This window comes from Luteitalea sp. (genome assembly GCF_022842525.1).
Taxonomy (GTDB): domain Bacteria; phylum Acidobacteriota; class Vicinamibacteria; order Vicinamibacterales; family Vicinamibacteraceae; genus Luteitalea.
This window is the reverse complement of the sequence record NZ_JALHPM010000107.1, coordinates 1-24,108: the sequence shown is the minus strand read 5'-3', so window position 1 is coordinate 24,108 and position 24,108 is coordinate 1. Positions and strand designations below refer to the sequence as shown.

21 protein-coding genes and 1 tRNA gene are annotated in these 24,108 nt (G+C 69.5%); 7 read left to right on the top strand and 15 right to left on the bottom strand.

Going from position 1 to position 24,108, the window contains the following annotated elements; translation table 11 throughout:
- Positions 1-10: 10 nt before the first annotated feature.
- Both Q0C41_RS19405 and Q0C41_RS19400 read right to left on the bottom strand, forming a co-directional pair.
- Entirely contained in the window at positions 11-1,813 is a 1,803-nt protein-coding gene (locus Q0C41_RS19405; protein WP_291986473.1) for a DUF885 family protein, read from the bottom strand.
- A 40-nt stretch (positions 1,814-1,853) separates the two neighbouring features.
- The gene (locus Q0C41_RS19400) at positions 1,854-3,035 is read right to left on the bottom strand and encodes a serine hydrolase (RefSeq protein WP_291986471.1); all 1,182 of its coding nucleotides are present in this window, start codon (positions 3,033-3,035) and stop codon (positions 1,854-1,856) included.
- 89 nt (positions 3,036-3,124) lie between these two features.
- Between Q0C41_RS19400 and Q0C41_RS19395 the strand changes: the two genes are divergently transcribed.
- A complete protein-coding gene (locus Q0C41_RS19395; protein ID WP_291986469.1) occupies positions 3,125-4,351 on the top strand; it encodes an MFS transporter in 1,227 nt (408 codons plus the stop codon).
- A gap of 42 nt (positions 4,352-4,393) precedes the next feature.
- Here Q0C41_RS19395 and Q0C41_RS19390 read toward each other — a convergent pair whose 3' ends face one another.
- The 9 genes from Q0C41_RS19390 to Q0C41_RS19350 form a co-directional block, all read right to left on the bottom strand.
- Positions 4,394-5,068: a DUF1080 domain-containing protein gene (locus Q0C41_RS19390; protein ID WP_291986467.1), complete on the bottom strand. Its 675-nt coding sequence runs from the start codon at positions 5,066-5,068 to the stop codon at positions 4,394-4,396.
- A gap of 170 nt (positions 5,069-5,238) precedes the next feature.
- The gene (locus Q0C41_RS19385; protein WP_291986465.1) at positions 5,239-5,841 is read right to left on the bottom strand and encodes a hypothetical protein; all 603 of its coding nucleotides are present in this window, start codon (positions 5,839-5,841) and stop codon (positions 5,239-5,241) included.
- 75 nt (positions 5,842-5,916) lie between these two features.
- On the bottom strand, positions 5,917-6,228 hold the full coding sequence (locus Q0C41_RS19380) for a HepT-like ribonuclease domain-containing protein (protein WP_291986463.1): 312 nt from the start codon (positions 6,226-6,228) through the stop codon (positions 5,917-5,919).
- Positions 6,229-6,244: 16 nt separating this feature from the next.
- Entirely contained in the window at positions 6,245-6,538 is a 294-nt protein-coding gene (locus Q0C41_RS19375; protein WP_291986461.1) for a nucleotidyltransferase family protein, read from the bottom strand.
- Positions 6,539-6,858: 320 nt separating this feature from the next.
- On the bottom strand, positions 6,859-7,479 hold the full coding sequence (locus tag Q0C41_RS19370; protein WP_291986459.1) for a response regulator transcription factor: 621 nt from the start codon (positions 7,477-7,479) through the stop codon (positions 6,859-6,861).
- Between the two features lie 8 nt (positions 7,480-7,487).
- On the bottom strand, positions 7,488-8,780 hold the full coding sequence (locus Q0C41_RS19365) for a sensor histidine kinase (RefSeq protein WP_291986457.1): 1,293 nt from the start codon (positions 8,778-8,780) through the stop codon (positions 7,488-7,490).
- Between the two features lie 173 nt (positions 8,781-8,953).
- Positions 8,954-9,304, bottom strand: coding sequence for a DUF5615 family PIN-like protein (locus tag Q0C41_RS19360; RefSeq protein ID WP_291986455.1), 351 nt, complete (start codon positions 9,302-9,304; stop codon positions 8,954-8,956).
- 12 nt (positions 9,305-9,316) lie between these two features.
- Positions 9,317-9,640 carry a DUF433 domain-containing protein gene (locus Q0C41_RS19355; RefSeq protein ID WP_291986453.1) on the bottom strand — a complete coding sequence of 108 codons (324 nt, stop codon included), beginning with the start codon at positions 9,638-9,640 and terminating at the stop codon, positions 9,317-9,319.
- A 486-nt stretch (positions 9,641-10,126) separates the two neighbouring features.
- Entirely contained in the window at positions 10,127-10,714 is a 588-nt protein-coding gene (locus Q0C41_RS19350; protein WP_291986451.1) for a hypothetical protein, read from the bottom strand.
- A gap of 1,056 nt (positions 10,715-11,770) precedes the next feature.
- On the opposite strand from Q0C41_RS19350, the gene Q0C41_RS19345 reads away from it, so the two are divergent.
- The gene (locus tag Q0C41_RS19345) at positions 11,771-11,956 is read left to right on the top strand and encodes a hypothetical protein (protein WP_291986450.1); all 186 of its coding nucleotides are present in this window, start codon (positions 11,771-11,773) and stop codon (positions 11,954-11,956) included.
- Entirely contained in the window at positions 11,898-13,535 is a 1,638-nt protein-coding gene (locus Q0C41_RS31460) for a recombinase family protein (protein ID WP_367079241.1), read from the top strand. Before Q0C41_RS19345 ends, Q0C41_RS31460 begins: the two co-directional genes overlap by 59 nt.
- Here the strand turns inward: Q0C41_RS31460 and Q0C41_RS19335 are convergent.
- Both Q0C41_RS19335 and Q0C41_RS19330 read right to left on the bottom strand, forming a co-directional pair.
- Positions 13,498-13,573 (bottom strand) — tRNA-Ala (locus Q0C41_RS19335). The two genes, Q0C41_RS31460 and Q0C41_RS19335, sit on opposite strands and share 38 nt — an antisense overlap.
- A 23-nt stretch (positions 13,574-13,596) precedes the next feature.
- Positions 13,597-14,688: a hypothetical protein gene (locus Q0C41_RS19330; RefSeq protein ID WP_291986448.1), complete on the bottom strand. Its 1,092-nt coding sequence runs from the start codon at positions 14,686-14,688 to the stop codon at positions 13,597-13,599.
- A 167-nt stretch (positions 14,689-14,855) separates the two neighbouring features.
- On the opposite strand from Q0C41_RS19330, the gene Q0C41_RS19325 reads away from it, so the two are divergent.
- Both Q0C41_RS19325 and Q0C41_RS19320 read left to right on the top strand, forming a co-directional pair.
- Positions 14,856-18,920 (top strand): hypothetical protein, encoded by a 4,065-nt coding sequence (locus tag Q0C41_RS19325; protein WP_291986447.1) that lies wholly within the window; start codon positions 14,856-14,858, stop codon positions 18,918-18,920.
- On the top strand, positions 18,917-19,378 hold the full coding sequence (locus Q0C41_RS19320) for a hypothetical protein (protein ID WP_291986446.1): 462 nt from the start codon (positions 18,917-18,919) through the stop codon (positions 19,376-19,378). Before Q0C41_RS19325 ends, Q0C41_RS19320 begins: the two co-directional genes overlap by 4 nt.
- 38 nt (positions 19,379-19,416) lie before the next feature.
- Here Q0C41_RS19320 and Q0C41_RS19315 read toward each other — a convergent pair whose 3' ends face one another.
- Positions 19,417-20,538 (bottom strand): asparaginase, encoded by a 1,122-nt coding sequence (locus Q0C41_RS19315; protein ID WP_291986444.1) that lies wholly within the window; start codon positions 20,536-20,538, stop codon positions 19,417-19,419.
- On the bottom strand, positions 20,531-20,740 hold the full coding sequence (locus Q0C41_RS19310) for a hypothetical protein (RefSeq protein ID WP_291986442.1): 210 nt from the start codon (positions 20,738-20,740) through the stop codon (positions 20,531-20,533). The genes Q0C41_RS19315 and Q0C41_RS19310 overlap by 8 nt, the downstream gene beginning before the upstream one ends.
- 361 nt (positions 20,741-21,101) lie before the next feature.
- Here Q0C41_RS19310 and Q0C41_RS19305 point away from each other — a divergent pair, with 361 nt between their 5' ends.
- Together Q0C41_RS19305 and Q0C41_RS19300 are read left to right on the top strand one after the other, a co-directional pair.
- A complete protein-coding gene (locus Q0C41_RS19305; protein ID WP_291986440.1) occupies positions 21,102-22,532 on the top strand; it encodes a hypothetical protein in 1,431 nt (476 codons plus the stop codon).
- 11 nt (positions 22,533-22,543) lie between these two features.
- Positions 22,544-24,108: hypothetical protein (locus Q0C41_RS19300; RefSeq protein WP_291986438.1), on the top strand; the 1,565-nt coding region annotated here is incomplete at its 3' end.

Sequence of the window (24,108 nt, the reverse complement as noted above, 5' to 3'; positions counted from 1 at the left end):
CTGCCGTCGCTCATCGAGCGCGCCCGCGGCGCGGCGCCGCCGGTGCTGCCGCGGGTGGCGGGTTGACGCCGCCATCGGCGATGAACTGCGCCATGCGTTTCTCGAGCACCGGCAGCGGCACCGAGGCGATCGCCAGGATGGCATCGTGGAACTGGCGCTGGTCGAACGTCGGGCCGAGCGCCGCCTCCGCGTCGCGCCGGTGCCGGCGGATCTGCAACTCGCCGATCTTGTAGGCGAGGGCCTGGGCCGGCCAGGCGATGTAGCGCTCGACCTCGGTGGTGATCTCGTGCTCCGAGAGCGCCGCATTGTCCCTGAGATAGGTCATCGCCTGCTCACGCGTCCAGCCGAACTGGTGCAGTCCCGTGTCGATGACCAGCCGGCTGGCGCGCCACATCTCGTACGTCAGGCGCCCGAAGTCCTCGTACGGCGTCTCGTAGATGCCCATCACCGTGCCGAGCCACTCGGTGTAGAGGCCCCAGCCTTCGCCATAGCTCGAGAACGACGTGCCGCGCCGGAACGGCGGTCGCTCCGGACCCTCGAGCGCCAGGGCGGCCTGCATGGAGTGGCCAGGCGTGCACTCGTGCAGCGTCAGCGCCGCCAGCGTGTAGAGCGGGCGGGCGGGCAGGTTGTAGGTGTTCATCTGGCAGGCGTCGAGCCCGCCGCGTCCGCCCGTGTAGATCGGCGCCAGCGACTCGGGCACCGGCCGGATGCCGTGGCGGCGGCGCGGCAGGAAGCCGATGGTCTCGGCGAGCTTCCAGTCGGCCTTCTTGGCCACGTACGCCGCATACGACAGCAACTCGCGCGGGGTCTTCGCGTAGAACTGCGGGTCGGTGCGCAGGAACTCGAAGAAGGCCGGCATGCTGCCGGTGAAGCCGGCGCGCTCCCGGGTGCGCTCCATCTCCTCCCGGATGCGCGCCACTTCGCGCAGGCCGATCTCGTGTATCTCCCTGGCCGTCAGTGGCAGCGTGGTGAATTTCTCGATCATCGCCGCGTAGTAGGCGTCGCCATCCGGCAGAGCGCTCGCCCCCACGGTCGTCCGCGCGCCGGGCAGGTACTCGTCGCGCATGAACGTCAGCAGACGGGCGTATGCGGGGGCGACGACCTCGCGCAGCACCGACTCCGCCTCGGCGCGCAGCGCCGCCTGCTCGGCCGCCGGCATCGTCGTCGGCATCTGGGCGAACGGCGCGTACAGGGGGTTGGTCGTGTCGCCCTTCACGTAGGGCTCGATCGTGCGATCGCGCCCGACCACCGAGACGCGCGGCACGGTGAAGCCCCGGGCCAGGCCGGCCCGCATGTTGACGATGTGCTCGTCGAAGTGACGCGGCACATCGCGCAGGCGGCTCAGATAGGCGCGATATGCAGTGGCCGTGCCGAACCCCTGACGCGGCGTGAAGGACGTCCAGAAGAAGGTGTCGCTGTTGAACGGCGTCTCGTAGGTGCGGAAGCGGATGTCGGCAGCCAGCGCCGTGATGGCCGCCCGGAACACCTGGGCGTTGACCTGCTCCTCGGCCGACAACTGATCGACGGGAATGGCGTCGAGTGCCGCCAGTGTGCGAGTCCAGTAGGCGAGCCGCGCCTGCTGCGACGCCGCGCTGACGCTCGCGAACCTGTCGCTCGGGCCGCCGTCGCCGGACGGATCGCCACCGCGCCCCAACTCCTTGCGCCGCCAGTTCCACTCCTCGGTGTACAGCGCCCGCAGTCGCTCGTCGGCCGACGAGGGCGCCGGCGCCGGTTGTGCGGCGGCCATGCCGGACAGGCAGGCGAGAGCGAGGCCGAGGGACGTCAGCGTGCGAAGGCCGGTGCGGCGGGACATGTGCCCGCCACGATAGCGCAGGTCGCACGACGGGACGACGCTACTTCGCGAGCGCTGCGGCCGCCGCCTGCTGGAAGGCCAGACGCGCGGGGCTGCCATCGCTGTTCGGCAGACCGGCGCGCTGAATCATGAGGATGTAGGCGACCCCTTTGTCCGGATCGATCCACGCCTGTGTGCCCCAGGCGCCGCCGTGACCGTAGGTGCCGGGCGACAGCATCGACGCCACGCCGTCGTGCGGCGTGCGCAGGATGCTCGTGCCCAGGCCCCAACTGTAGTGGGCGCCGCGGTTGCCCCACTCGGCGGTCTGGAAGAAGCCGGTCGGCAGGTCGCCGGTGAGCGGCGTCGTCAATGCCGCCATCGCCGCGGCGCTGAGGTAGCGTCGCCCGTCGAGCGTGCCGCCGTTCAGCAGCATCTGACAGAACCGCGCATAGTCGGGCGCCGTCGAGTACAGGCCACCGTTGCCCTGCGGCGGACGGGTGCGCGAGCCGTACTCCGGGCGTGGTGGCACGGCCTCGAGCGCGCCGGTCGCGGTGTTGGTCGCATAGGCGGTGGCGAGCCGGGTCCGCTGAGCCTCCGTCGGGTAGAACGTCGTGTCCTTCATGCCGAGCGGGTCGAAGATCCGCTGCTGCACGAAGGCATCGAACGTCATCCCGCTGATGACCTCGACGATGCGCGAGGCGGCGTTGATGCCGCTCTGGGTGTACTGCCATCGCTCGCCCGGCTCGTACTGCATGGGGGCAGCCAGCCACAGGGCCTCGAGGTCGGCCAGCGTCCTGGCCTGGAGCGCGGCCGGGCCTGGCGCCTCGCCGAGACCAGACGTATGGGTAAGAATCTGCGCAATCGTCACGTTCGCGGGCTTGCCGCTCGGTGTCTTCAGACCCGCGAAGCCTGGCAGGTGCTTCGCCACCGGATCGGAGATGGTCAGCTTGCCCTCGTCCTGGAGCATCAGGATGGCCACGCCGGTGACGGGCTTGGTCATCGAGGCAATCCAGAACAGCGTGTCCGGCGTCATCGCGCGCTTCGAGGCCAGGTCGGCCGCCCCCGTGGCGTCGACGTGCAGGACACGGTCCCTGGCGACGACCATGGTGACGGCGCCGGCGACCTCCTGTCGGGCCACCAACTCCCGCATGGCGACGGCCACGCCGGGCAACGCCGGCTCCAGGGCGGCCGCGGTCAGCGTGGCGGCGACGACGAGCAGCGCGGTGAGACGGATGTGGGGCATGCCGACGAGGTGTAGCGCGTCGATCGCCTGGGCGTCAAGGCGGGGCGGATACGCGCGGCGGGCGCCGGCTCCACCGTATACTTGGCCCCTTGCCACAGACCTGGCGCGTCGTCTCTCTGCTCTGCGCGGTCACGTGCGTCGGCTACCTGGTCCGCGCCGATGTCGCCGTGGCGCAGGAACGCATGGTGCCGGCGCTCGGCCTCACGATGACCGCCATGGGCGCCATCACGGCCTGGGGCTTCCAGCTGGCCTACACCGTGTTCCAGGTGCCGGGGGGGCTGGTCGGTGAGCGCATCGGCGTCCGTCGGGCGCTGATGCTGGCCCTGATCGGCTGCAGCGTGGCGTCGCTGGCCACCGGCGTGTTGCCGGAGTCGCCGGCCGCGGCCGTACCGGCGCTGTGGATCACCCGCGTCCTGCTCGGGATCTCGCAGGGGGCCATCTTCCCGGTGGCGGCGATGGCCGTGATGATGCACGTGCCCCCCGACCAGCGCGTGCGCGCGACGTCGCTCTACATCTCGACGTCGGTGCTGGGGGCCGCGCTGGCGCCCCTGATCATGGCGCCGACGATGGAGGCGTTCGGGTGGCGGGCGGTGTTCGTGGTGAGTGGCGTCATCGGCGCGGCGACTGCTGTCGTCTGGTGGACCTTGATGCCGCCCCCCGCACACGACCTGGTGATGGCGTCGACGACCTCGATGGCGGACTCCCGGCGTGAACTCGTGCGGTTGTTCGCCAACCCGTCGCTCCGCCGGCTGTCGCTGGCGTACCTGCTCCACTCGGCCGTCTGGTTCGTCTTCATGTTCTGGTTCTTCCGCTACCTCGTCGATGGTCGCGGCTTCACGGTGCTGGCCAGCGGGGTGTGGGCCAGTCTGCCGAGCATCAGCGGTTTCGTGTGCGCGCCTCTGATCGGCATCGCGGCCGACCGTCTCGGCCGCCGCGTCGGTGCGGGCCGCGCCCGCCGGTTGGTGGCGATGAGTTGTCTGCTGGCCGCGGCGGCCTTCGTGGGCGTCGGCGCCGTGCTGCCCAACGCCGTCCTGGCCATCCTCGCGCTGAGCGTGGCCTCCGCGAGCATCAACGGCGCCGAAGGGCCGTTCTTCGTCACGGCCACTGCCCTCGGGGCCGCGTCACCCGGACCGGCTGCGGGCCTGCTCAACCTGATGGGGAACCTCGGGGGCGTGCTCTCGATCTGGCTGGTACCGCATATGGCGGCGGCGTGGGGCTGGATCGCGACGCTGGTCTTCTGGTCGGCCGCGTGTGTCATCGCGGCGCTGCTGTGGTTGACCGTGCAGGTCGAGCGCGATCCCGCGGCGGTCGCCTGACGCCAAGGCCAGGGGCCACAGCGGGCACCCGTGAGCCGGCGCCTACAGTTCGGTGACGCGGATGTTGCGGAAGCGGACCTTGCTGCCGGTGCTCCAGTCCTTGCCGGCATGGATCTGCAGGCCGATGCGGCCTTCTTTCGGCACGCCGCTGGTGGTCTCGGCGGTGTGCTGGAAGTCGGTCACCGCCACGCCATTCAGCCAGAAGCGGATCCGCGCCGGTTCTCCCTGGATCTGGATCTTCACGGTGTTCCAGGCGCCCTGCCGGAAGTGCTTCTTGCCTTCGGGCGCTTCGTGCACCGTCTCGCGCCCCCACGACAGGTAGACATCGCCGAACTTCTTGTTCTGGTCGTTGTCGAGTGTCAGCTGGTGGTTCTTGCCGTCCTCGCCCATGCGGAGGAACACGCCGCTGTCGGCCGGTTCGTCGAGGTTGACGTCGAACTCGATGATGTAGTCCCGATAGGTCTTGTCCGTGACCAGGAAGCCGCCCATCCCGGGCGGGTCTTGATCGCCGACGAGCGCGCCGTCGATGACGTCCCACTTGCCGCCGCGGTAGTCAGCAGGCACGCCCTGCGGCTTGTGCCAGCCGCTCAGGGTCTTGCCGTCGAAGAGGGCGACGCTGGCCTTCGGTGCCTGGGCGGCGATGTGATGCATGCCGGGGCCCGCCAGCAGTGCAGTGACACCGAGCGAGAGCATCGTGGTGGTGGTGCGGAGAGTCATGGGCGCGATTGTGTCACGGCACATGGGGCGGTGCGGCACCGTGCTATTCTCGCGGCGCCACCGCGGCCACTGTCGCATGCTCGTCAATTGGTCGCATCGTCGCACGCTCGAACGCCGCATGCGGCGCCGCGGATTCCGCCTCGCGTCGCGCGCGCTCGGCGCCGCGGTCGTCACGCGGACCGTGGAGCCACTGCTCGCAGCGATGTCGCGCCGGGAGTCGACCGCGGACGACATGAGCCTGGCCTGCCGTGTGGATTCGGCTCAGGAAGCCGCATCGCCTGCCCCAGGCGCTCCGCGGCCTCCAGCTGACCCGAATTGATGAGGAACTGCATGAGCCCCACCTGTGCCCAGGCACGGAACTCCGTCAGCGCCGGGTCGGCGGACCTTTCTGGAAGAACCGTCGCCTCGATAGCTTGCCGCAGGGCGTCCTCGAGGGGGACGAACCGCGCGTCGTCGGCCACGCGGGCGGAGAGTGCCAGCAGAGATTCGAGCGGCACGAGCACGGCGCCCTGCAGCCTGCGCACCGCCCGCGTCCGATCTGGGGTCGCGGGCGCCGACGCCGAGATGTCCTGGCGCAGACGTGTCAACGACGCCGTCACCTCGGGTCCAAGGTTGCGCTGCAGTGAAGCCTCGAGTGCCGACGTCGCCGCGGCGTAGTCGCCGGTCAGATACAGGTCGATGATGTCGAGCCACATGCCCGGCTCGGCGGCGCGGGCCCATGCGGATCCCGCCAACCAGCACACGAGCGGCACGACCAGCCAGGCGGTTCCCACGGTGAGTGCCGGACGTCGCGTACAGGGCGGCTTGTCACACATAGAGGCTCGCGGGCGGCGCGGGCAAATCTCGCGTCAACGCTCCAGGTCGACCAGAAGCAACGCCAGCACCGGGGGCAGGTCGCGGACGATGGTCTCCCAGATGATCGGGACACTGACGCCGAAGTACTCATGGACGAGCAGGTTGCGCAGGTCGCGCATCTCTCGCCACGGCACCCCGGCCAACCGTTGCATCGTGGCGTCGTCCACGTGCCGCGCGGCCTCCCCAATCACTTCGAGATTCCGCACCACGGCGTCGATCGCCATGTCATCCGAGGAGAACGACGCGAGTGTATGGGTGGCCGTGTAGCGGCGAATTCGTGTGATGGCCTCGACAATGTCCTGCACACGGAGCCGGCTGTCCCTAGGCGGCACGCACGGCCTCGGTGAGGATGCGCTCGCGAAGCTGCGGCTTCAGCGCCTCGCGCGTGACCAAATCAACGGGCCGCCCCAGCAACTCCTCGAGGCGTCGCCGCAACCGCGCGAACTCGAACAGGGACACCGGGCGCGCGAACGAGACCAGCAGGTCGATGTCGCTGTCGGGCCTGAGTTCTCCACGCGCCGCCGAGCCAAAGACCCACAGGTCGCTCACGGCATGCTCGTGCAGCTCCGGGAGATGACCCGCCAGGAGCGCGAGGACGTCGGCAGGGTTGGACATGGCGATCGCTGCCGATTGTACCGCTCTCGGTGACGATGCCCAGCGCCGCGCGTCTTGCCAACCGCGGCGCGGCGGGACACCGTAGCCTTCGTCTCGGCCTCTTCCTCCACACCGCGGACGGAGACGCCGCCTCGGCTGCCGGCTAACGCGGTGCTGAAGGCGGCAGCCGGAGAACGGGGGATTCGAGCTCGACGTCTGGCTGAGGCGGCTGGATGGTCTGAGGACGGCAGCATGACGTCACTGGCGCTGAGCCCGCGCGCCGAGGGTCGAACTCACGTTGGCGGCACTCGCAAGGCACTCGGACTCTTGATTGCTCAGCCCTATTCAAGTTCCTCCAGGGCGATCAGGCCCCTCTTGAGTGCCTGAACGAGGGCCTGCGTTCGATTGTCCGCCTGGAGCTTTGCCAACACATGGCCAACGTGGGTCTTGATCGTCTCCTCGCTGATCGCGAGTGAGACGGCGATCTCCTTGTTGGAACGACCGCGCGCCAGCTCGCGCATGACTTCCACCTCCCTCGCCGTGAGCTCGTCTGACGCGGTCACGGCGTGCATGAGGTGCGTGGTGACCCCGGGGTCGATGTAGGGGCGTCCGGCTGCGACACGCCGCACCGCTGCCAGGAGCACTTCGGGGTCCGCGTCCTTGCGGACGTAGCCGAGGGCACCGGCCCGCAAGACCGCCATCATTCGCGGTTCATCGACCAGAGCCGTCAATGCGATCACTTTCACGCCTGGACGACGAGCGAGCAAGCGGCGAGTCGTCTCGATGCCATCGATGCCTCCGGGCAGGAGCAGATCCTGAAGCACGACATCTGGCTTCCACTCGTCCACGTGGTCGAGCGCCTCCTCGCCGCTCGAGGCCACACCGACCACCGTCAAGTCGTCGAACGACTCGAGGTAGGCCTGCAGACTCCGGGTCACCACTCGGTGATCGTCGACCAGCACGATCGTCGTCATGAGGTGGGGCCCTCATGTGTGGGGCCGAGTGGATCGCCAGCCCGCCGGAGCCGCAGCCACGTTCGAAGGTGGCCGGCGAACAGGAGACCAAAGACCACGAGCGAGACGTTGCCCAAGCCGGGTCCCTTTTCGACCAGGTTGACCAGAAGAAGCACGATGGCGACGCCGAGCACCGCGGCGAGGCCCAGCGCTTGCCGCCGCAGATGCCGGCGGGCATCCGCGGTCTCGAACGGTATCGACAGCTTCACGAGTGTCCCCGCCCCGTCAGCCGTGCCGATCTCGACGCTCCCGCCGAGCTCTCTGGCGCGGGTGCGCATGTTGTGCATACCCATGCCGCCTGATGCCGCATTCTCGTCGAACCCCCGCCCATCGTCCCGCACGTTCACCTCGACACAGGCCGGAGTGGTAGCGAGCGACACCGCGACGTGACGCGCTCGGGAATGCCGGCCGACGTTGGCGAGCGCTTCCTGCACGATGCGGAAGATGGCCTGATAGGCGCCTGGTGCCAGGGCATTCTCGCTCGGCAACTGCCCGACCGTCACGTCGACCACCGCGCCCGTGCGGAAGGCCAAGGCCTCGCAGTGTTTCCGGATGGCTTCGACCACCCCTGTGCTTCCCAGCGGCGCGACGCGCAGTTGCTCCAGCATCGCTTCCATTTCAGTCATCGCTTCCCTCGCCGACTGTCGGACCTGCGCCAGGGCATCGCGGGCGCCCGCCACGTCGGCGCCGAGGCGTGCTTCGGCAGTCGCCGCGCTGGTCTGGATCGCGAAGATCTGTTGCTTGACCGCGTCGTGGAGATCCCGGGCAAGCCGGTTTCGTTCCTCCTGCGCAGCTGCCTCGCGAATCTGCTGTTCCTGAAGGCCGAGCGACGTCGAATCCGAGCGCTGTCGGCTCAACGAAAGGGCCAGTGACGCTGGGCGCGGTGCTTTCCATTCGGAAGGAAATCGGACATAGAGCAGGCCCAGGATGACGGCCAGCATCGTCCAGGCGACGTTCCTGGCCATCGCAACGTCTCCCAGCGGACCCGCGGTCTGAATCACGAGCATCGCCCAGACGACGGCGTGGGCGGCGATGAACCAGGGGAGCATGCGCTTGCGCCCGAGAGAGTCCTCCGCGCTCAGTCCAACGGCCAGGACACCTGCCGCCAACAGCACGGCTCCGACCATGCGGATGAGTGCCGCTTTGCCCCACGGAATCTCGTGCAGATGCGAACCGAGCCACAGCGGTCCCCATCCCGCCATGGCCACGCCTGCCACGAACAGCAAGGCAGCATAGGCACGCAGTGCCATCCGGGTGTCCGTGGATTCAGCGACGGGTAGGCCAGCCATGCCCAGAGTCTAGGCGTCACACACGAGGAGGCACATCCCGCCCTCGATGGAGACCTGCTCCCCCAAGCGGGGGAGTCTTGCTCGCCTACCTGGCGGCTGACGGTCCGACAACCGCACGCAGGCCCCCGAAGACCTCAGAGGGGCAGAAAGAGCACGCGGCCCTCCCACTCGAGGTCCAGGCTGCACTCCGCGACAAGCGCAAGATCTTCGATGGCGGCACCCACCGGTGCGCGGGAAGCAACGGCGATGACACCGGCCATCGGATTCCCGTCCGTGACACGCATGAGCGCCAAGCCGACCAACGTGGTCACATCGTGCGTCAACAGGACTCTCTGCTCCCCAGCGGCCCATGCCAGAACAGTCGGGTCGTCGGCTCCGGACAAACCGACATCCTGGATGCGAACAAGGTCGAGGTCGGGGAAACGGCGGCGAAGGCCGCGGACGACGCCGGCGTTGAAGTTCTCGTCCGCGGCCAGTCGGAGCATCGAGTGGAGCGCCTACCGTCGCCGCGCGAGCAGGCGTTCGCGGACTCCGGTCGAGGGGAATCGCCGTTCGACGTCCTCGCGCACGCGCCCAGCCGCCGCATCGCGCTCGACGCGATACGCATCCACGTCGGGCTTGTGCCGAAGGTAGTAGGTGATGACTGAGTACACGTCGACGAGCGGGACCGTGGGGTACTGCTGCGCGATCTCCTCGGCCGTCGCGCCCGTCTCGAACGCGTCGACGACTGTCTCGAGCGTGACTCGCGTTCCCGCCACGCGCACGACGCCTTGTGCGTCGGTGTGGATGGGCACGCGTTCGATGACGTTGGCCGCATTCATGGGTGATTCCCGAATCAGGATTATACGCTCGCCTCCAAGCCCTTCGCGGTGCCGAGGATGCGCTGGACGAACGTCGGGGTACGCGCGCTGGCAGCGTTGGTCGGTCATCCGCTCGGCCCGGTACGCCTAGCGAGCAGTACAGCGATCTGCTGATCTGGACTCCTGGTGACGCGCTGAGCACGCGCGCCGCCGGTCGGTCGGCTGGTGGAGGCACTCAGAGGGCATGGGCCGGGACTCAATTGCCAGCTTCGTCTCCTGGGGCCGGCTCTAGGCCGTCAACACGCCAGAGGCGACCTGAGCGAACGACCCCGCAGTGGTAGCAGCCACTGGAAGCGTTGTCGATGTTGTACCAACGGTGGTCGCCTCCAACTGCGTCGCAGTCCTCGCCCTTGGCGGCCAAGCCGAGTTCAATGAGGAAATACGGAAGCTGGGTCCGAATCCAGGTTCGCCATCGGTACGGATGGTGTTCGTCCCACATGACACGCCTTACCTCATGCGGTGCTGTGACGTCGCTTGAACGAACTGCTCGTCGGATAGAGGTAGAGGAGTGAGCGTCCAGTCCAAGCTGCGCAGCATCTGCTCCTCGGCGTCGTCCCACGTCGCGTGGTAGTGATGGATGTGCGGGCATGGAATTTCGACGACGGCACTCTCGCGAATGCCGAGCTGGCGCAGCGCCGCCTCAAACTCGCCGAGGGGGCCATAGGCGTAGATGACTCCGTGACGATCCAGCACGAGGGTCGCGTCATCGTCATGAGAGCGGACCCACAAATCGTGTCGCGAGTCCTCGTTGAGAAAGCTGCCAAAGCGCCGCAAGAACGCGCGTAGTTCGTCCTGCGAGAGAACAGGGCTTTCGTACCGCGCGAGCGCGGCGCCCGTACGCGTCGTGTGCAACACGTACAGCACCTGGAAGGGCCCGAGAAGCGTGCGCGCGAGGGTCGCTACGCAGTCCGCCGAGTCGCCGTCCACTCCGACGCAGAGGCGTGCGTGTCCTCCGGCATCTTCGTGGGCGAAGATGTCGCCATAGGCGAACGCCTGGGGTTGCTCTCCAACGAGAGACTCAATCTTCATGGTCACGACTCAGCCACTTGTTCCAAGGGGTATATCGGTCCCGCGTCTCTCTCCCTTAGCTGCCACCTGACTACTCCAGTCCAAGCGGTTCGACGGTGTGACGACGCGGTGATGCACCGAAGATGGGCACGAAGGTGGTCGTGGGGCCTGTCTTCGCCCGCGTGCGCTCGGACTGCTCGAGGGGACCCTCTCTCCACCTTGGTCGGCACGGCATGATGGAGCCCACCAGGGGGCCAGCGAGGGGGCCAGCGACGCGGGGGTCTCCTGGCCCCCTTGCCAGGGGCAACCGTGGCGTGTAGAAGGTGCATCCGCCCTTCACCGTCGACGCGGACACGCGCAGCAAACCTCCACGTCGCAACGGGTTGCTGCAACGGTCGCGCTCAAGAGGCGGCGGGTTGAGCCGCCCACCCGCCCGCGCAGCGCCACGACCAGGAGGGGAGTAGGGGCGTGAACGACCCCCCTCCCGAGCGCGGAACCCGGCCCCGCACCCCGCCCCGACGGGGTCGTTCACGCCCCGCTGCAGGTGCAGCTGCCTGACCCACGTGGCGGCGCTTCCAGGCGGGAAGAGAGCGGCTCGTTCCTGGCCCGCTGTAAGGTTCCGCCGAGAACGCGAGTTCAGGTAAGCAGAGACCAGTACCGCGCTGCATGCTCGAACCCGGGCAGAGCAGTGTCGTCGCGCACCGCCTCACCGACGCTGCGTTCGTGGAGCGTGCCGCGCGGCGCCGTCCACCCGGCGGTCATCTCCTCCGGGACCGTTCGGTCTCACCTCTGGTCGACCTGAGTGGTCGCCGCCGCACGCGCCACGACGGCCCGGGTGGTCCCGCCGCACGCGCCCCAGTGGCGCCCGCCAGACCAGTTCGATGAGCAGGACCATCACGAGCGCGATGGTCGGCCCGTTCTCGTGCCCGTCAAGGCGCCTCGCTGTCCCTCGGCCCGCGCCGACGGCGCGGCTTCGGCCTTGACGGGACCCTCGAACGAGCCGGATACCGGCAACTGCGTGATGGTCCGGGACAGGTCCCGCGCCCAGGCATGGTGCGGGTCGTGTCAGGACAGGACACCACCATGGACGACATGGTCGAACCGCAGGACCCGCGCGACCTGCTGCCGATACCGCGTTGCCGTCAGCTGCTGGGCGACGAGGCCATCGACCTGACCGACGCCGAGGTCGAGGAGCTGCGCCGCCACGCGCATGTGCTCGCCCACGCCCTGCTGGAAGTGTTCCTGCATCGCCGAGCCCAGGCTGAGTGAACCGATGCGCCCGGCCACAAACGCCTTGAAGCCGCTCGGCGACGGGACTACGCTGCCAATCATGGCCGGCGCCGTCATCTACATCCGCGTCAGCACGAAGGAGCAGACGGAGAACCTGAGCTTGCCGACCCAGCTCCGGGCCTGTGAGGAGTACTGCCGCCGCGAAGGTCTGGACGTCCTCGAGCGCTTCAGGGAAGAGGGCGAGAGCGCGAAGACGGCGGACCGCACCGAACTGCAGCGACTGCTCGCGTTCTGCCGCACGAACAAGGGCCGTGTGCACTTCGTGGTCGTGTTCAACCTGACGCGCTTCGCTCGCGACAAGTACGACCACTTCGCGTTGCGCTCGCTCCTGAAGTCGCTGGGCATCTCCCTTCGGTCGGCCACCGAGCCGATCGACGACACGTCCACCGGCAAATTGATGGAAGGCGTGCTGGCCGCGTTCGCGCAGTTCGACAACGACGTGCGCTCGGACCGCACACGGGCCGGCATGAAGGCCGCGCTCGAACTCGGACGCTGGGTGTTCCTGGCGCCGCTCGGGTACATGAACGCGCCGCGCATGTTGGGCAAGAGCCTCATGCCCGACCCTGAACGCGCGCCGCTCGTGCGAAGGGCCTTCGAGGAATACGCCACCGAGCGGTTCACGAAGCAGCAGCTGTTACAGCAGGTGACGGCCTGGGGACTGCGCAACCGGCGCGGCCAGCCGCTCAGCTCGCAGGCGATCGGGATGCTGCTGCGCAACCAGTTCTACGCCGGCATCGTCGACGTCGCCGAGTACGGGGTGCGCGGCCGGCGTGGAGACTTCGAGCCGCTGGTCAGTGAGGACAATTTCTATCGCGTGCAGGCCGTGCTGTCGGGCCGCACGCCGAGCCTGGCGCCGCAGCTCCAGGGGCACCCGGATTTCCCGCTGCGTGGCTTCGTACGATGCGAGTCCTGTGGCCGCGGTCTCACCGGCAGCTGGTCGAAGGGGCGAAGCCGCTACTACGCCTACTACCACTGCCGTCCCGGCTGCCGCGGCGTCAACGTGACCAAGGCCAGGCTCGAGACGTTGTTCGAGAAGGAGCTGGCCCGACTGCAGCCGACTGCCGGCTACATGCGGCTGCTGAAGGAATCGGTCCTCCAGATCTGGAACGCCCGCAAGGAGTCTGCCCGTGCCGACCTTGCGCGCGCCGCACGCCAGGCCGAAGCCATTCAGAAGAAGCTCGACCGTCTGGACGAGGCGTTCCTGTTCGAGCGCTCGATCGATATCGACGTCTACGACCGGCACGCGGAGAAGCTGCGCGAGGAGCTCACGCTGCTCCGCATCGACAGGCATGCCACGGAGATTGAAGAGCTCGACGTGGAAGGGATCCTGGCGTTCGCCGAGCGCGTGCTGCCGCGCGCCGCAGACCTGTGGCTACAGGCCTCACTGGACCAGCGCCAGCGGTTCCAACAGCTGTTCTTTCCCGAGGGAATGACGTTCGACGGCCGCGACTTCGTTGGAACCGCCGTAACTACACGGGCGTTCAACTACTTGCAGCCGATTGAGGGGGGAAATGAAAGGATGGTGGACCTGACCGGGATCGAACCGGTGACCTCCTGAATGCCATTCAGGCGCGCTCCCAGCTGCGCTACAGGCCCACGCAAAGACAACGGAGTATAGCCTACCCCGGCGACGAAAGCCAGTCGACCAGTCGGCCGATCCCGCCGCTCGACTCCGAGTGCAGCTGCGAGACCCCCTCGGCCGACTCGGCGCGGGCCTCGGCGCGGGCGAGGGCGTCGGCGCCATCCCGCTCCGTCTTGCCCGGGCTGTTCGTGATGACGCTGCTGAAGGTGAAGACCACCCGTCGCGTCACCCCGCCCGTCACGTACTCGTACTCGGGCGCCACCCGCGCCTGGACCTTCCGCAACTGCTGAGCCACGTGTCGCGGGACGGCCCCCGGCAGGAACATTGCGACACAGTGTGCACTGCTCCGGTACACTCTGGTCTCGTTGCCGAACGTGCCTTTCAGCAGTTGCGCCAGCGCGACCACGACGCGCTTCAGCACCGGAGCCCCATGCCCGTCGAGGATGGCCTGCGGCTCGTCGATCCGGCAGATGACCACGGATGCCGCGCCATGAGGGGCCCCCGCGACGGCGCCGAGCAGCAGCGGCCGGCCCAGCAGTCCGCCCGCCGGGTCGCGCGCCTCGGCCGGCGGCCTGATGGCGGCGTCGACCTTCGTGAGTTCGCCGGCGACCGAGGCGAGGCGCGACGACTCCCGCCGTTCGCCCTGGTGCACGCACTGCCGCAACTGGTCGACCTCGCGGTTCAACTCCCGACGCAGGGTGCGGATGTCCTCGATCTGGGTCAGGTCGGCGACCCGCGCGCTGCTCCGCATCAAATCGTCGCGAAACGCCACCGCATCGCCGCGCAGGCCGTCCACGAGCTCGCGGAGCAGGCGGATGATGCCGGTGAATTCTGCCTCGCGCGCCGACGTGTGCCCCGACAGCCGCGCATAGGCCTGCGACGCATCGCCGATCAGCCGCAACCCGGCCCCGGACAGATCGTCGGCGTGCTCACTCGCCCGCAGCCGGTCCCGCGATTGCCGCAAGCGGGTCCGCAGGGCCTCGGCAGGGAACTCGGGTCCGCTCGGGAACTGCGCCTCCAACAGGGCGACCAGGTCCTCGACCACACCCACGAGGGCCGCACGCGTGCCCGCGGCGGTGCCGGTCGCGGCGGTGTGTCCGAGCTCGAGCGTGATGGGCCGACTGGGCATCGTGGGGTCCCTTCAGGGAATCGGCGCACGGGCGTCCGCCGTGAAGCCGGAGGCCCGGAGGCCCCACAGGGCAGCCAGCGGCCCGCGGATTGCAAGTGACTCGGCCGCGCCGAGACACGGCACAACAGCCGGAGTGTGCCTTCGGGCGACTCCTGGGGGGAGGCAGCATGCAGAGCAGGCAAGCAGCATGGGGCGGCATGGTCATGGTCGCGCTGACGATGACCGGGGTGCCCGCACTGGGCCAGACAACCGAGCGGGTCAGCATCGCCGCGTCGGGATCGCAGCCCATCGGGGGGCGGTACCTGCCGCGGCCCTCGGTCAGCGGTGACGGTACCGTCGTCGCCTTCGAGAGTCCCCTTGCCACCCTGGTGGCCGGCGACACCAACTCGGTGGGCGACATCTTCGTCCTCGCGGGCGGCGCGACCACCCGCATCAGCGGGCTGGCCGGCGCACAGACCAACTGCACGTCCCAGCGTCCCTCGGTCTCGGCCGACGGGCGCTTCATCGCCTTCGATTCCTGCGCCAGCAACCTGGTGGCCGGCGACGCCAACGGCACCAGTGACGTCTTCCTGCTCGATCGCCTGTCGAACACGGTGACCCGTCTCTCGGTGTCCTCGGCCGAGGCCGAGGCCAACGGCGCGAGCTTCTCGGCCACGGTCAGCCCCAACGGCCAGTTCGTCGCGTTCCTGACCCAGGCGACCAACCTCCAGGGCTCGATCGGTGTCGGGACCTACGTGGCGCTGCGCGACGTGGTCACCGGCAACACGTTCCTCGTGTCCCGGGCCACGGGCGCCAGCGGCACGCTCGCCACCTCGGACGTGCGCCCCAGCGTGGCCAACGACGGCACCGTGGCCTTTGCCACCCCGGTGTCCCTCGTCGGGGCCGACACCAACGGCGTTCCCGACATCTATCTGCGGCAGGGCGCCACGGGCGGCGCCCCGACCACCGTCCGCGTCAGCCTCTCGGCCACGGGCGCGCAGCTCGCCTCGGCCTCGACGCGTCCGTCGCTCAGCGCCGACGGGCTCCTCGTGGCCTTCGAGACGGCCGGTGCGGCGGTCGCGGCCGACCTCAACGGCATCACCGACGTGTACCTCCGCGATCTGTCGGCGGGGAGCACGGTGCTCGTCTCCCGCGCCACGTCGGGATCCGGCGGTAACGGCAACAGCATCGACGCCTCGATCAGCCCGAACGGCGAGTCGGTGGTCTTCACGTCACAGGCCGCCGACCTGGATGGCCCGTTCGACGCCTACTTCGACGTGTTCCGCGCCACCGTGTCGCGTGCCGCGGCGCCCGTGGCGGTCACGGGCCTCTCGCGGGTCAGCGCGGGCATCGCGTCGCCGCTGGGTGATTCGGCCAACGCCGACGTCGCCGACACCGGCCGTGTGGTCTTCTCCTCCGACGATCCGAACCTCGTCGTCGGTGATCTCAACGGCGACACCGATGTGTTCTCGTTCGACGGCACCGCGCTGTCGCGCCTGACCGTGCCCGGTCCCGGCCTGCTCGAGTCCTACTCGGGGCTGAGCCTGCGTCCGGCCCCCAGCTATGACGGCACCATCGTCGCCTTCCTGTCGTCGGGCACCAACCTGGTCTCGGGCGACAACAATGCCCGCACCGACGTGTTCGTGCGCAACCGCACGACGGGGGCCACCGAGCGCGTGCCGACGCCCTCGGGCTTCGAGGCGTTCGACGCCGACTGGGTGACGATCAGTCACGACGGTCGCTTCGTGGCCTACAACCGCGGCGCGACGTTCCTGTACGACCGCTTCAACCGGACGACGCAGACCGTCAGCGCGGCCACGCCCGGCGGCAGTGCCTCGGCCGGGGCCCAGCCCCGCATCAGCGCCAGCGGCCGCTACGTCGTCTACGTCACGTCGGCCGCGTTCGACGCGGCCGATACCAACGGCCAGCCTGACGTGTACCGCTTCGACCGCCTGACCGAGACCAACCTGCTGATCAGCCGCGGCACCACCGTCGGCGCGGCACCTTCGGGTGCGGCGACGATCTCGGGCAATGGCAACCTGGTGTCGTTCGTCTCGGCCTCGCCCAATCTGGTCGCCGGCGATGCCAACGGGCGCACGGACGTCTTCGTCCGCAACGTCCTGGCGGGCACCACGACGCGGGTCAGCACGAACGTGGACGCGCAGCCGGCCAGCATCGAGGCGCGTGACGCCTTCATCAGCGCCGACGGCGTGTTCGTCACCTACCTGCTCTCGAGTTCGATTCTCACCAGCGAGGCGTCGGCGGCTTCTGACGTCTACACCGTCCGCGTCGACGGCTCGAACGTCCGCGGACCGCTCAACGGCCCGACCGAAGGGACGGGCAGTGCGCAGGGCTCCTACGACCCGACCCTCAGCATCTTCGGGCGCTTCCTGGCGTACCGTTCGTATGCGACCGATCTGGTCACCGGCGACACCAACGGCGCCGCCGACGTGTTCGCGCGCCAGATTCTCGGACCGCCATCCGCGCCGGGCGGCGTGTTCGGCACACCGCTGCGGATCAGTGTCGGCCCTGGCGGCGCGCAGGCGACCGGGGGGACCGGCTTCGACACCGAGAACCCCGAGATCATCGGCACCGGGCGGGCCGCGGCGTTCCAGTCCGGCTTCACCACGCTGGTTGCCGGCGACACCAACTTCATGGTCGACGCCTTCATCGGCACCGGCCTCTTCGGCAACGGTGAGTGCGACTTCATCGAGGCCACGCTGCCCGGCTACGGAGGGTTCGCGACCCAGTTCGGTCTCGACCCCTGCACCAACGCCGGTTCGCCCTTCGCCGATCCGGATGGCGATGGCTTCACCAACGACGAGGAACGCACCGGCGCCGGTGACGGCAACCCGGTGCTCGGCGCCTTCACGCGCTACTTCGCCGAGGGCGCGACCAAGACGGCCGGCCTGGACTTCGACACGCGCCTCGCCATCGCCAACCCGAGCAATGCGGTGGTGACGGGCGAGATCTCCTACCAGCTGCCGTCCGGGATTGCCGTGCCGGTGACGCCGTTCACGTTGCAGCCCTACGAGCGAACCACGGTGCTGCTCGACCAGCAGCCGGGCATCGCCGAGAACGGGCCGGACGTCTCGTACGAGTTCTCCACGACCGTCAAGGCAAGTGGCCCGGTCGGGGTCGACCGCACGATGACGTGGGACAAGGGCACGTACGCCGGCCACGCCGAGACCGGCGTGGTGAGTGCCTCGCGCAAGTGGTACTTCGCCGAGGGTGCGACGATTGGCGGGTTCAACCTGTTCTACCTGCTGCAGAATCCGTCCAACGCCCTCGTCACCGTGGAGGCCCGTTACCTGCTGGGCACCGGCGCGGTGTTCACCAAGTCGTACACGTTGCCGGCCAACAGTCGCTTCAACATCTGGGCCAACGTGGAGTCGATCAACGGCGCGACGCCGCTCGCCTCGGCAGAACTCTCGGCTGAATTCACGGTGACGGCCGGCGCCAACATCATCGCGGAGCGCGCGATGTATCGCGGCTCGAGCCCGCTCTTCAAGGCCGGGCACGAGAGTGCCGGCGTAACCGAGCCGGCCACCGAGTGGCTGCTGGCGGAAGGCAATGCCGGCGAGTTCTTCGACGAGTTCGTCCTCATCGGCAACACCACCGGCAATGCCGCGCTGGTGCAGGCCGACTTCATCGTCGGCAACTCGGGCACGATCTACACCAAGCAGTACACGGTGAACGCGAACTCGCGCTTCAACATCTGGGTGGACGAGGAGGAGATCACACCGGGCGTCTTCCCGTTCCGGACGGGCAACACCGACGTCTCGGTCCGCATCCGGTCGCTCAACGGCGTGCCGCTCATCGTCGAGCGCGCGATGTGGTGGCCGGGCAGCTCCAGCACCTGGTATGAGGCGCACAACTCGCCGGGCTCGACGCGCACGGCGGGCCGCTGGGTCGTGGCCGAGGGCGAGAACGGTGGACCGCTTGGCTGGAACACCTACATCCTCGTGGCCAACACCGGGACGACGGCGGGGACGATCAGCATCCGCTTGCTGCTGCCCAACGGACAGACGGCGGTGATCCCGGGCGTCTCGGTTGCGGCGCAGTCGCGGACGACGTACTTCCTGGGTGACCTGCTGACAGCCGCCGGCCTGCCGACCGATGCGCAGGCGGGCGTGCTGATCGAGTCGGAGTCGGCGACGCTGCCCCTGGTCGTCGAGCGCGCCATGTATCGCAACGTCAATGGCGTGACGTTCCAGGTCGGCACCAACGCGCTGGGCACTCCGCTTCCGTGACGGAGCAGCCCTCGAGCCTTGCGGACGGCACGCCGCTGACGCGTGCCGCCGCATCGCCGGCCTGGCGGTATGTCATCGGGGGGACGCTGGCCGCGGCGGGAGCCGCGGCCGCCAACCTCGCCTGGCGTGACGCCTATCCGGGCCTGACGGGGTACCCGGTGCCGCCGCTGATCGATCCCACCTCGGTGGTGGTGGCGACGGTGCTGTCGGTGCTGCTCGCGGCAGGGGTGTACCTGCTCCTCTCGCGAGGCCTCGTCATCGCGACGCCGCTCTACGTCATCGGGTGCCTGATCACGGCGGCGGCGTCGTGTGTGGCGCCCATGACGCCGGTCATGCCCGATGGCAACCCCGTGCCGCCGGGGTTTCCCGAGCTGACGATTCCGATGCACCTGATCGCCGGCCTGATGGCGGCGATCGTGGTGCCCCTCGTGGTGCTGGTCGGCGTGAAGCGGCGCTAGGACCCGGGAAACGGGAACCGGGAACCGGAAACCGGGCGTCAGTACTCCGAGAACATCCGCTGCAGGTCGGCTGAATCGCTGGTCTTCGTCAGCGCGAGCATCAGGAGGATGCGGGCCTTGACGGCCGAGAGGTCGCCGGCGGCGATGCGTGGCGCCATGCCGGGCGGGCCCTGGGGCGCGGCGGCACCAGGCCCCGCGGGGCGCCGTGGTCCAGCGATGCGACCGCTGCCGGTGCGCGTGGTGGCGACGACCGGCACGCCCTTCTCTCGCGCATAGGCAAAGCCCTCGCCCTGCGTGCCCGACGTGGCGCCGGCGCCGGCCGTGGCGATGACCAGTCCCTTCGCGCCGAAGTCGATGGCGGCCTTCATCAGGTCGCCTGGCGCCCCCTGATAGACCATGAAGACATCGACGCGTGGCAACGCCGTGATGGCGGCGACGTCGAACTCCGACGCCGTCGTGTGTCGTCCCTCGGCCGTGCGACGAAAGACGACCCGATCGGTGTCGACCACGCCGAGCGCGCCGAAGGTCCGTGACGCGAAGGTGTGCAGGCGCAGTGCGTCGGTCTTGGTGACGTCCCGCGCACCATTGATCTCGTCGTTGAGCACGACGAGCACGCCGCGGCCCGCGGCTCCGGCATCGGCGGCCACCCTCACGGATGCCAGCAGGTTCGCCTGGCCCTCGTAGCCCACCTGGCTCGGGTTGCGCATCGATCCCGTCACCACCACCGGTCGCCGGTCGCGCACCGTCAGGTGCAGGAAGTAGGCGAGTTCCTCCAGCGTGTCCGTGCCGCTGGTGACGACGACGCCGGCCAACTGCGGGTCCTCTCGGAACAGCTGCTCGATCCGACGGGCGATGTCCAGCCACTGCTCGAGCGTCAGCTGCGAGCTGGCGACATTGGCGAACTGCTCGGCCTCGACGTCGGCGACCTCGGCCAGCGCTGGCACGGAGACGACGATCTCGTCGGCGGTGAGACGTCCGCCGCGCCGGTTGCTGATGGTGCCGCCGGTGGCCACCAGTCGCACCCGCGGCAGGGCCGGCGCCTGAGCCGTGGCCTGCGCCGACGCCGACACAGGCGGCGCCATCGTCGCCGCCTGGCCGTGGACGACCGACGCCGCGCCCGCCAGCAGGCACAGCATCAGGGCAATCGATCGCTTACGCATGGGCCGGACTCGGCCGATGCAGGCGGGACAGCCACTCCGACAACCGCTCCGCGGCGGCGTCGGCCGTGTCGTCATAGAAGGGCATCAGGGCCGTGGGGGCGCCCTGCGCCGTCACGACGTGCGCACGCCAGCGATCCCGCTGCACCTGCGACAACTCGATGTAGTACAGACGACCGTTGATCAGTTGCTCGATTCGTTGCACGCGACGTCCCACGCTGATGACGGTGACTGGATCTGGAGGGCCGCCCCGGACAATCCCGAAGCGACGGTCATTGTAAGGAACTGCCAGATCCACGCAAGCGAAGAGCACCACGAAAGCGTGTGCACATGCCACCGGTGGGTGGCGAAACGTCATGGATGCAGCCACTTGCGAACGGACGAGGATGTGAATGCACACGTTATCCACCGATCGTCCGCAGGTTTTCCACAGGCCCTGTGGACGCGCGTGGCGAGCAGGTCCGTGCCAGGCCCGTCGCGAGGGTCTCGTCGACCCTCCGTCAGCTCATGGGCGCTGCCCGCCCGCCCTCGACATGGGCGGCGGAAGCGGCCATGATCGGAGGATTGTGCTCTCCCTGGTCCTGTGCGCGCTGATCAGTGCGGGCGTCCCCGTCGGGGCCGCCGCGCAGCCGGCGCCAGCGACCAGCGCCGCGGACGCCGTCTCGCGCGATCCCTGGTTTCGCGTCTTCCTCCTCGACGGGCAGATCGTCAGCACGCTCGGCGAGTTCACGCGCGTGGACGACGTCGTGGTGCTGCAGGTGCCGCTCGGTGTGCCGGATGCGGGAGGTGTGGCACACGCCCGCACGATCACGCTGGCCGCCAGCAGTGTCGACTGGGCCCGGACCGACGCCTATCGCGAGGCGGTGCGTCGGACGCAGTTCGAGGCCGCGGGCGGCGCGCGGGCCTACGCAGCGTTCACCGAGGAGGTCGCCGCCACACTCCGCGACGTCGCCCTCATCCCTGACGCCCTGGAGCGCATCCGCCGCCTCGAAGCCGCTCGCCTCCGCTTGGCGCAGTGGCCCGCCGCCCATCACGGCCATCGCGCCGCCGATGTCGCCCAGACGCTTTCGGTCGTCGACGATCTCCTGAACGGCATGCGTGCCGCTGCCGGCCAGCAGGCCTTCTCGCTGGCCCTGACGACGGCGCCGGCCGCGCCGACCGCACCGGCACCCGCGTCGCTGCTGCCGCCCCCGACGCTGCAGGACATGATCACGCAGGCGCTCGGCCTGGCGCCGCGCGTCACCGATGCCACCGAGCGTCTGCAACTGCTCCAGTCTGCCGAGGCGCTGCTCGCCTCCGCGCCCGCCGTGGATCGCCGCTGGGCGCGCACCACCGGCCGCCAGATTCGTCGTCAGATCAGGGACGAGGCCAGCGTCACCCGTCGGTATGAGCGACTGCGCGCCTGGATGCTGGAGAAGACGAGCCGGCTGCTCGCACGGGCGGATGTGCGCGGATTGATGCAGGTGCGTGAGGACGTGCTCGCGCGCGACGCGCGACTCAGGAGCCAGCGCCCGGCCGACGTCGCGTCGCTGCTCGCCACGCTCGACCTCCGCCTCGACACCGCTCGACGACAGCGTCTGCTGCTCGAGCGATGGCACGAGCGTCGCCCCGCGCTCGACGCCTATGCGACGACCGTGACGCCGTTTCTCTCGCCCACCGCGTCCCTGTCGCAGGCCCTCGAGGAGATCAAGGCGCTCAGCGGTCCGGACCCCGACGTGCTCGCACGCGCGGAGCGGTTGCTGGGCGAGGCGCGTGCGGATGCCACGCGGAGCGTGCCCGAGGAGGCTCGCGGGACGCAGCAGCTGTGGCTCTCGGCGCAACAGCTCGCCACGCGTGCGGTGCTGACGCGCCGGTCGGCGGTCCGCAGCGGCGATCTGCAGCAGGCCTGGGACGCCTCGGCCGCTGCCGCCGGGGCGCTGATGCTGTTGCAGCAACTGCGCACCGATGTGCCGGCGCTGCTGCGGCCCCCGTCGCTGCCCGGGAGCACGGGTTCCTGACGATGCCTCCCGTGATCCGCCTGATCCAGGCCGACGACGTCGATGCCTGGCAGCGGGCCCTCGTGCTGCTCTGCCTGCCCGCGGTCGAGGCGCGGATCGGCGAGGGCTCCTCGTCTGGTCCTGGCGCGATCGACCCGCCGTCCATCGTCGTGCCGAGCCGCGCGGCGGCCGAGCAGTGGCAGCGAACGCTCGAGCAACGTGTGCTCGCCGAGCAGTGGGTGGCGCCCCGGGCGTTGCAGGAGGCGCTTGGGCATCGCGTCGCCGATGGCACGCGCGACACACTGGCGATGCCGCGATCGCTGACCCGCGACCAGCTGTACGACGCGTGGCATCTCGGCGCGCGTCTCGAGGCGCCTCGTCTGGCCCCGCTCACACGCGAAGTGCTGATGGGGGCGAGCGCGCGACAGGCCTCTCGCATCCACCGACCGCCCTTCCTGCTGAGGCCGGGGCTCGTGGCCGAGATGCTGCGGTTCCACGATCAGATCGGTCGTCTCGGGCACGACGCCTCAGCCTGGCTCGACGAGGCCGCGGCCCGGTTGTCCGCCGAGGCATCCACCGATCGCGGGGCGGAGCGACTGCTGCTGCAGACGCGATTCCTGCAGGAGGCGTACCGACGATTCGAGGCGCGCGTCGACGCGCTCGAGGGGCTCGACGAGCGCGCGCTGCGGGCGGCGCTGCGACAGTCGACGCGGGCCTGGTGCCCCTCGCACGTGATCGTCACCGTCGCCGACCATCACGCTGACGCCAACGGGCTCTGGCCCGTCGACCTCCACCTGCTCGCGCACGCGCCCGGCCTGACCCGCCTCGACGTCGTGGCGACGCGCCGGGTTGCCGACGGTCTCTTCGCGCGCCTCCGTCGGATCTGGCCCGACACGATCGACGTGCGTGTGCTGCGGCAGCGGCCGGCAGAGACGCGGCTGGAGGTCGGCTCCACTGAACGTCGATGGATCGGCTGTCGCGATCGCGACGAGGAAGTGCTGGCCTACGCGCGCCGGCTCAAGGCCCTGCAGCCCGCCGACGCGTCGTCATCGGCCCTCGTCTATCGTCGCCCGCTGCCGTATCTCTACGCGGCGCAGTTCCTGCTCGGCGCGGCAGGCATCCCGTACCAGTCGTCCGGCACGCTGCCGCTGGCCGCCGAGCCCTGGGCTGCGGGACTCGACCTGCTCATGGACGCCGCGTTGTCGGGATTCACGCGTGCGGCGCTCGTCACGGTGCTGCGATCGCCACACGTGCTCGTGCGGCGCGACGATGGCACGCCGATTGGGCCACGCGACATCGCCGCCTTCGACGTGTGGCTGGCCCGGCAGCGTTATCTCGGCACCCTCGATCATCTCGACCAGTTGCGTACCGCGCCGGCGTCGGCGCCGCCACAGGAAGGCACGGCGGGCCACAGTCGGTACGCCGAGGAGTGGCGGCAGGAGCAGGCGGCGCGCGCCGTGGCCGACGCCATTCGTCCATGGCTCGCGCATCTGGCGCCGCTGCAGGGACCGGCCGCCGGAGCCGAGCACGTCCGGGCCCTGCACACCGCCTGGCACGCCTGCGAGCGCCTGCCGGCCGACGACGAGCCCGAGGCCAG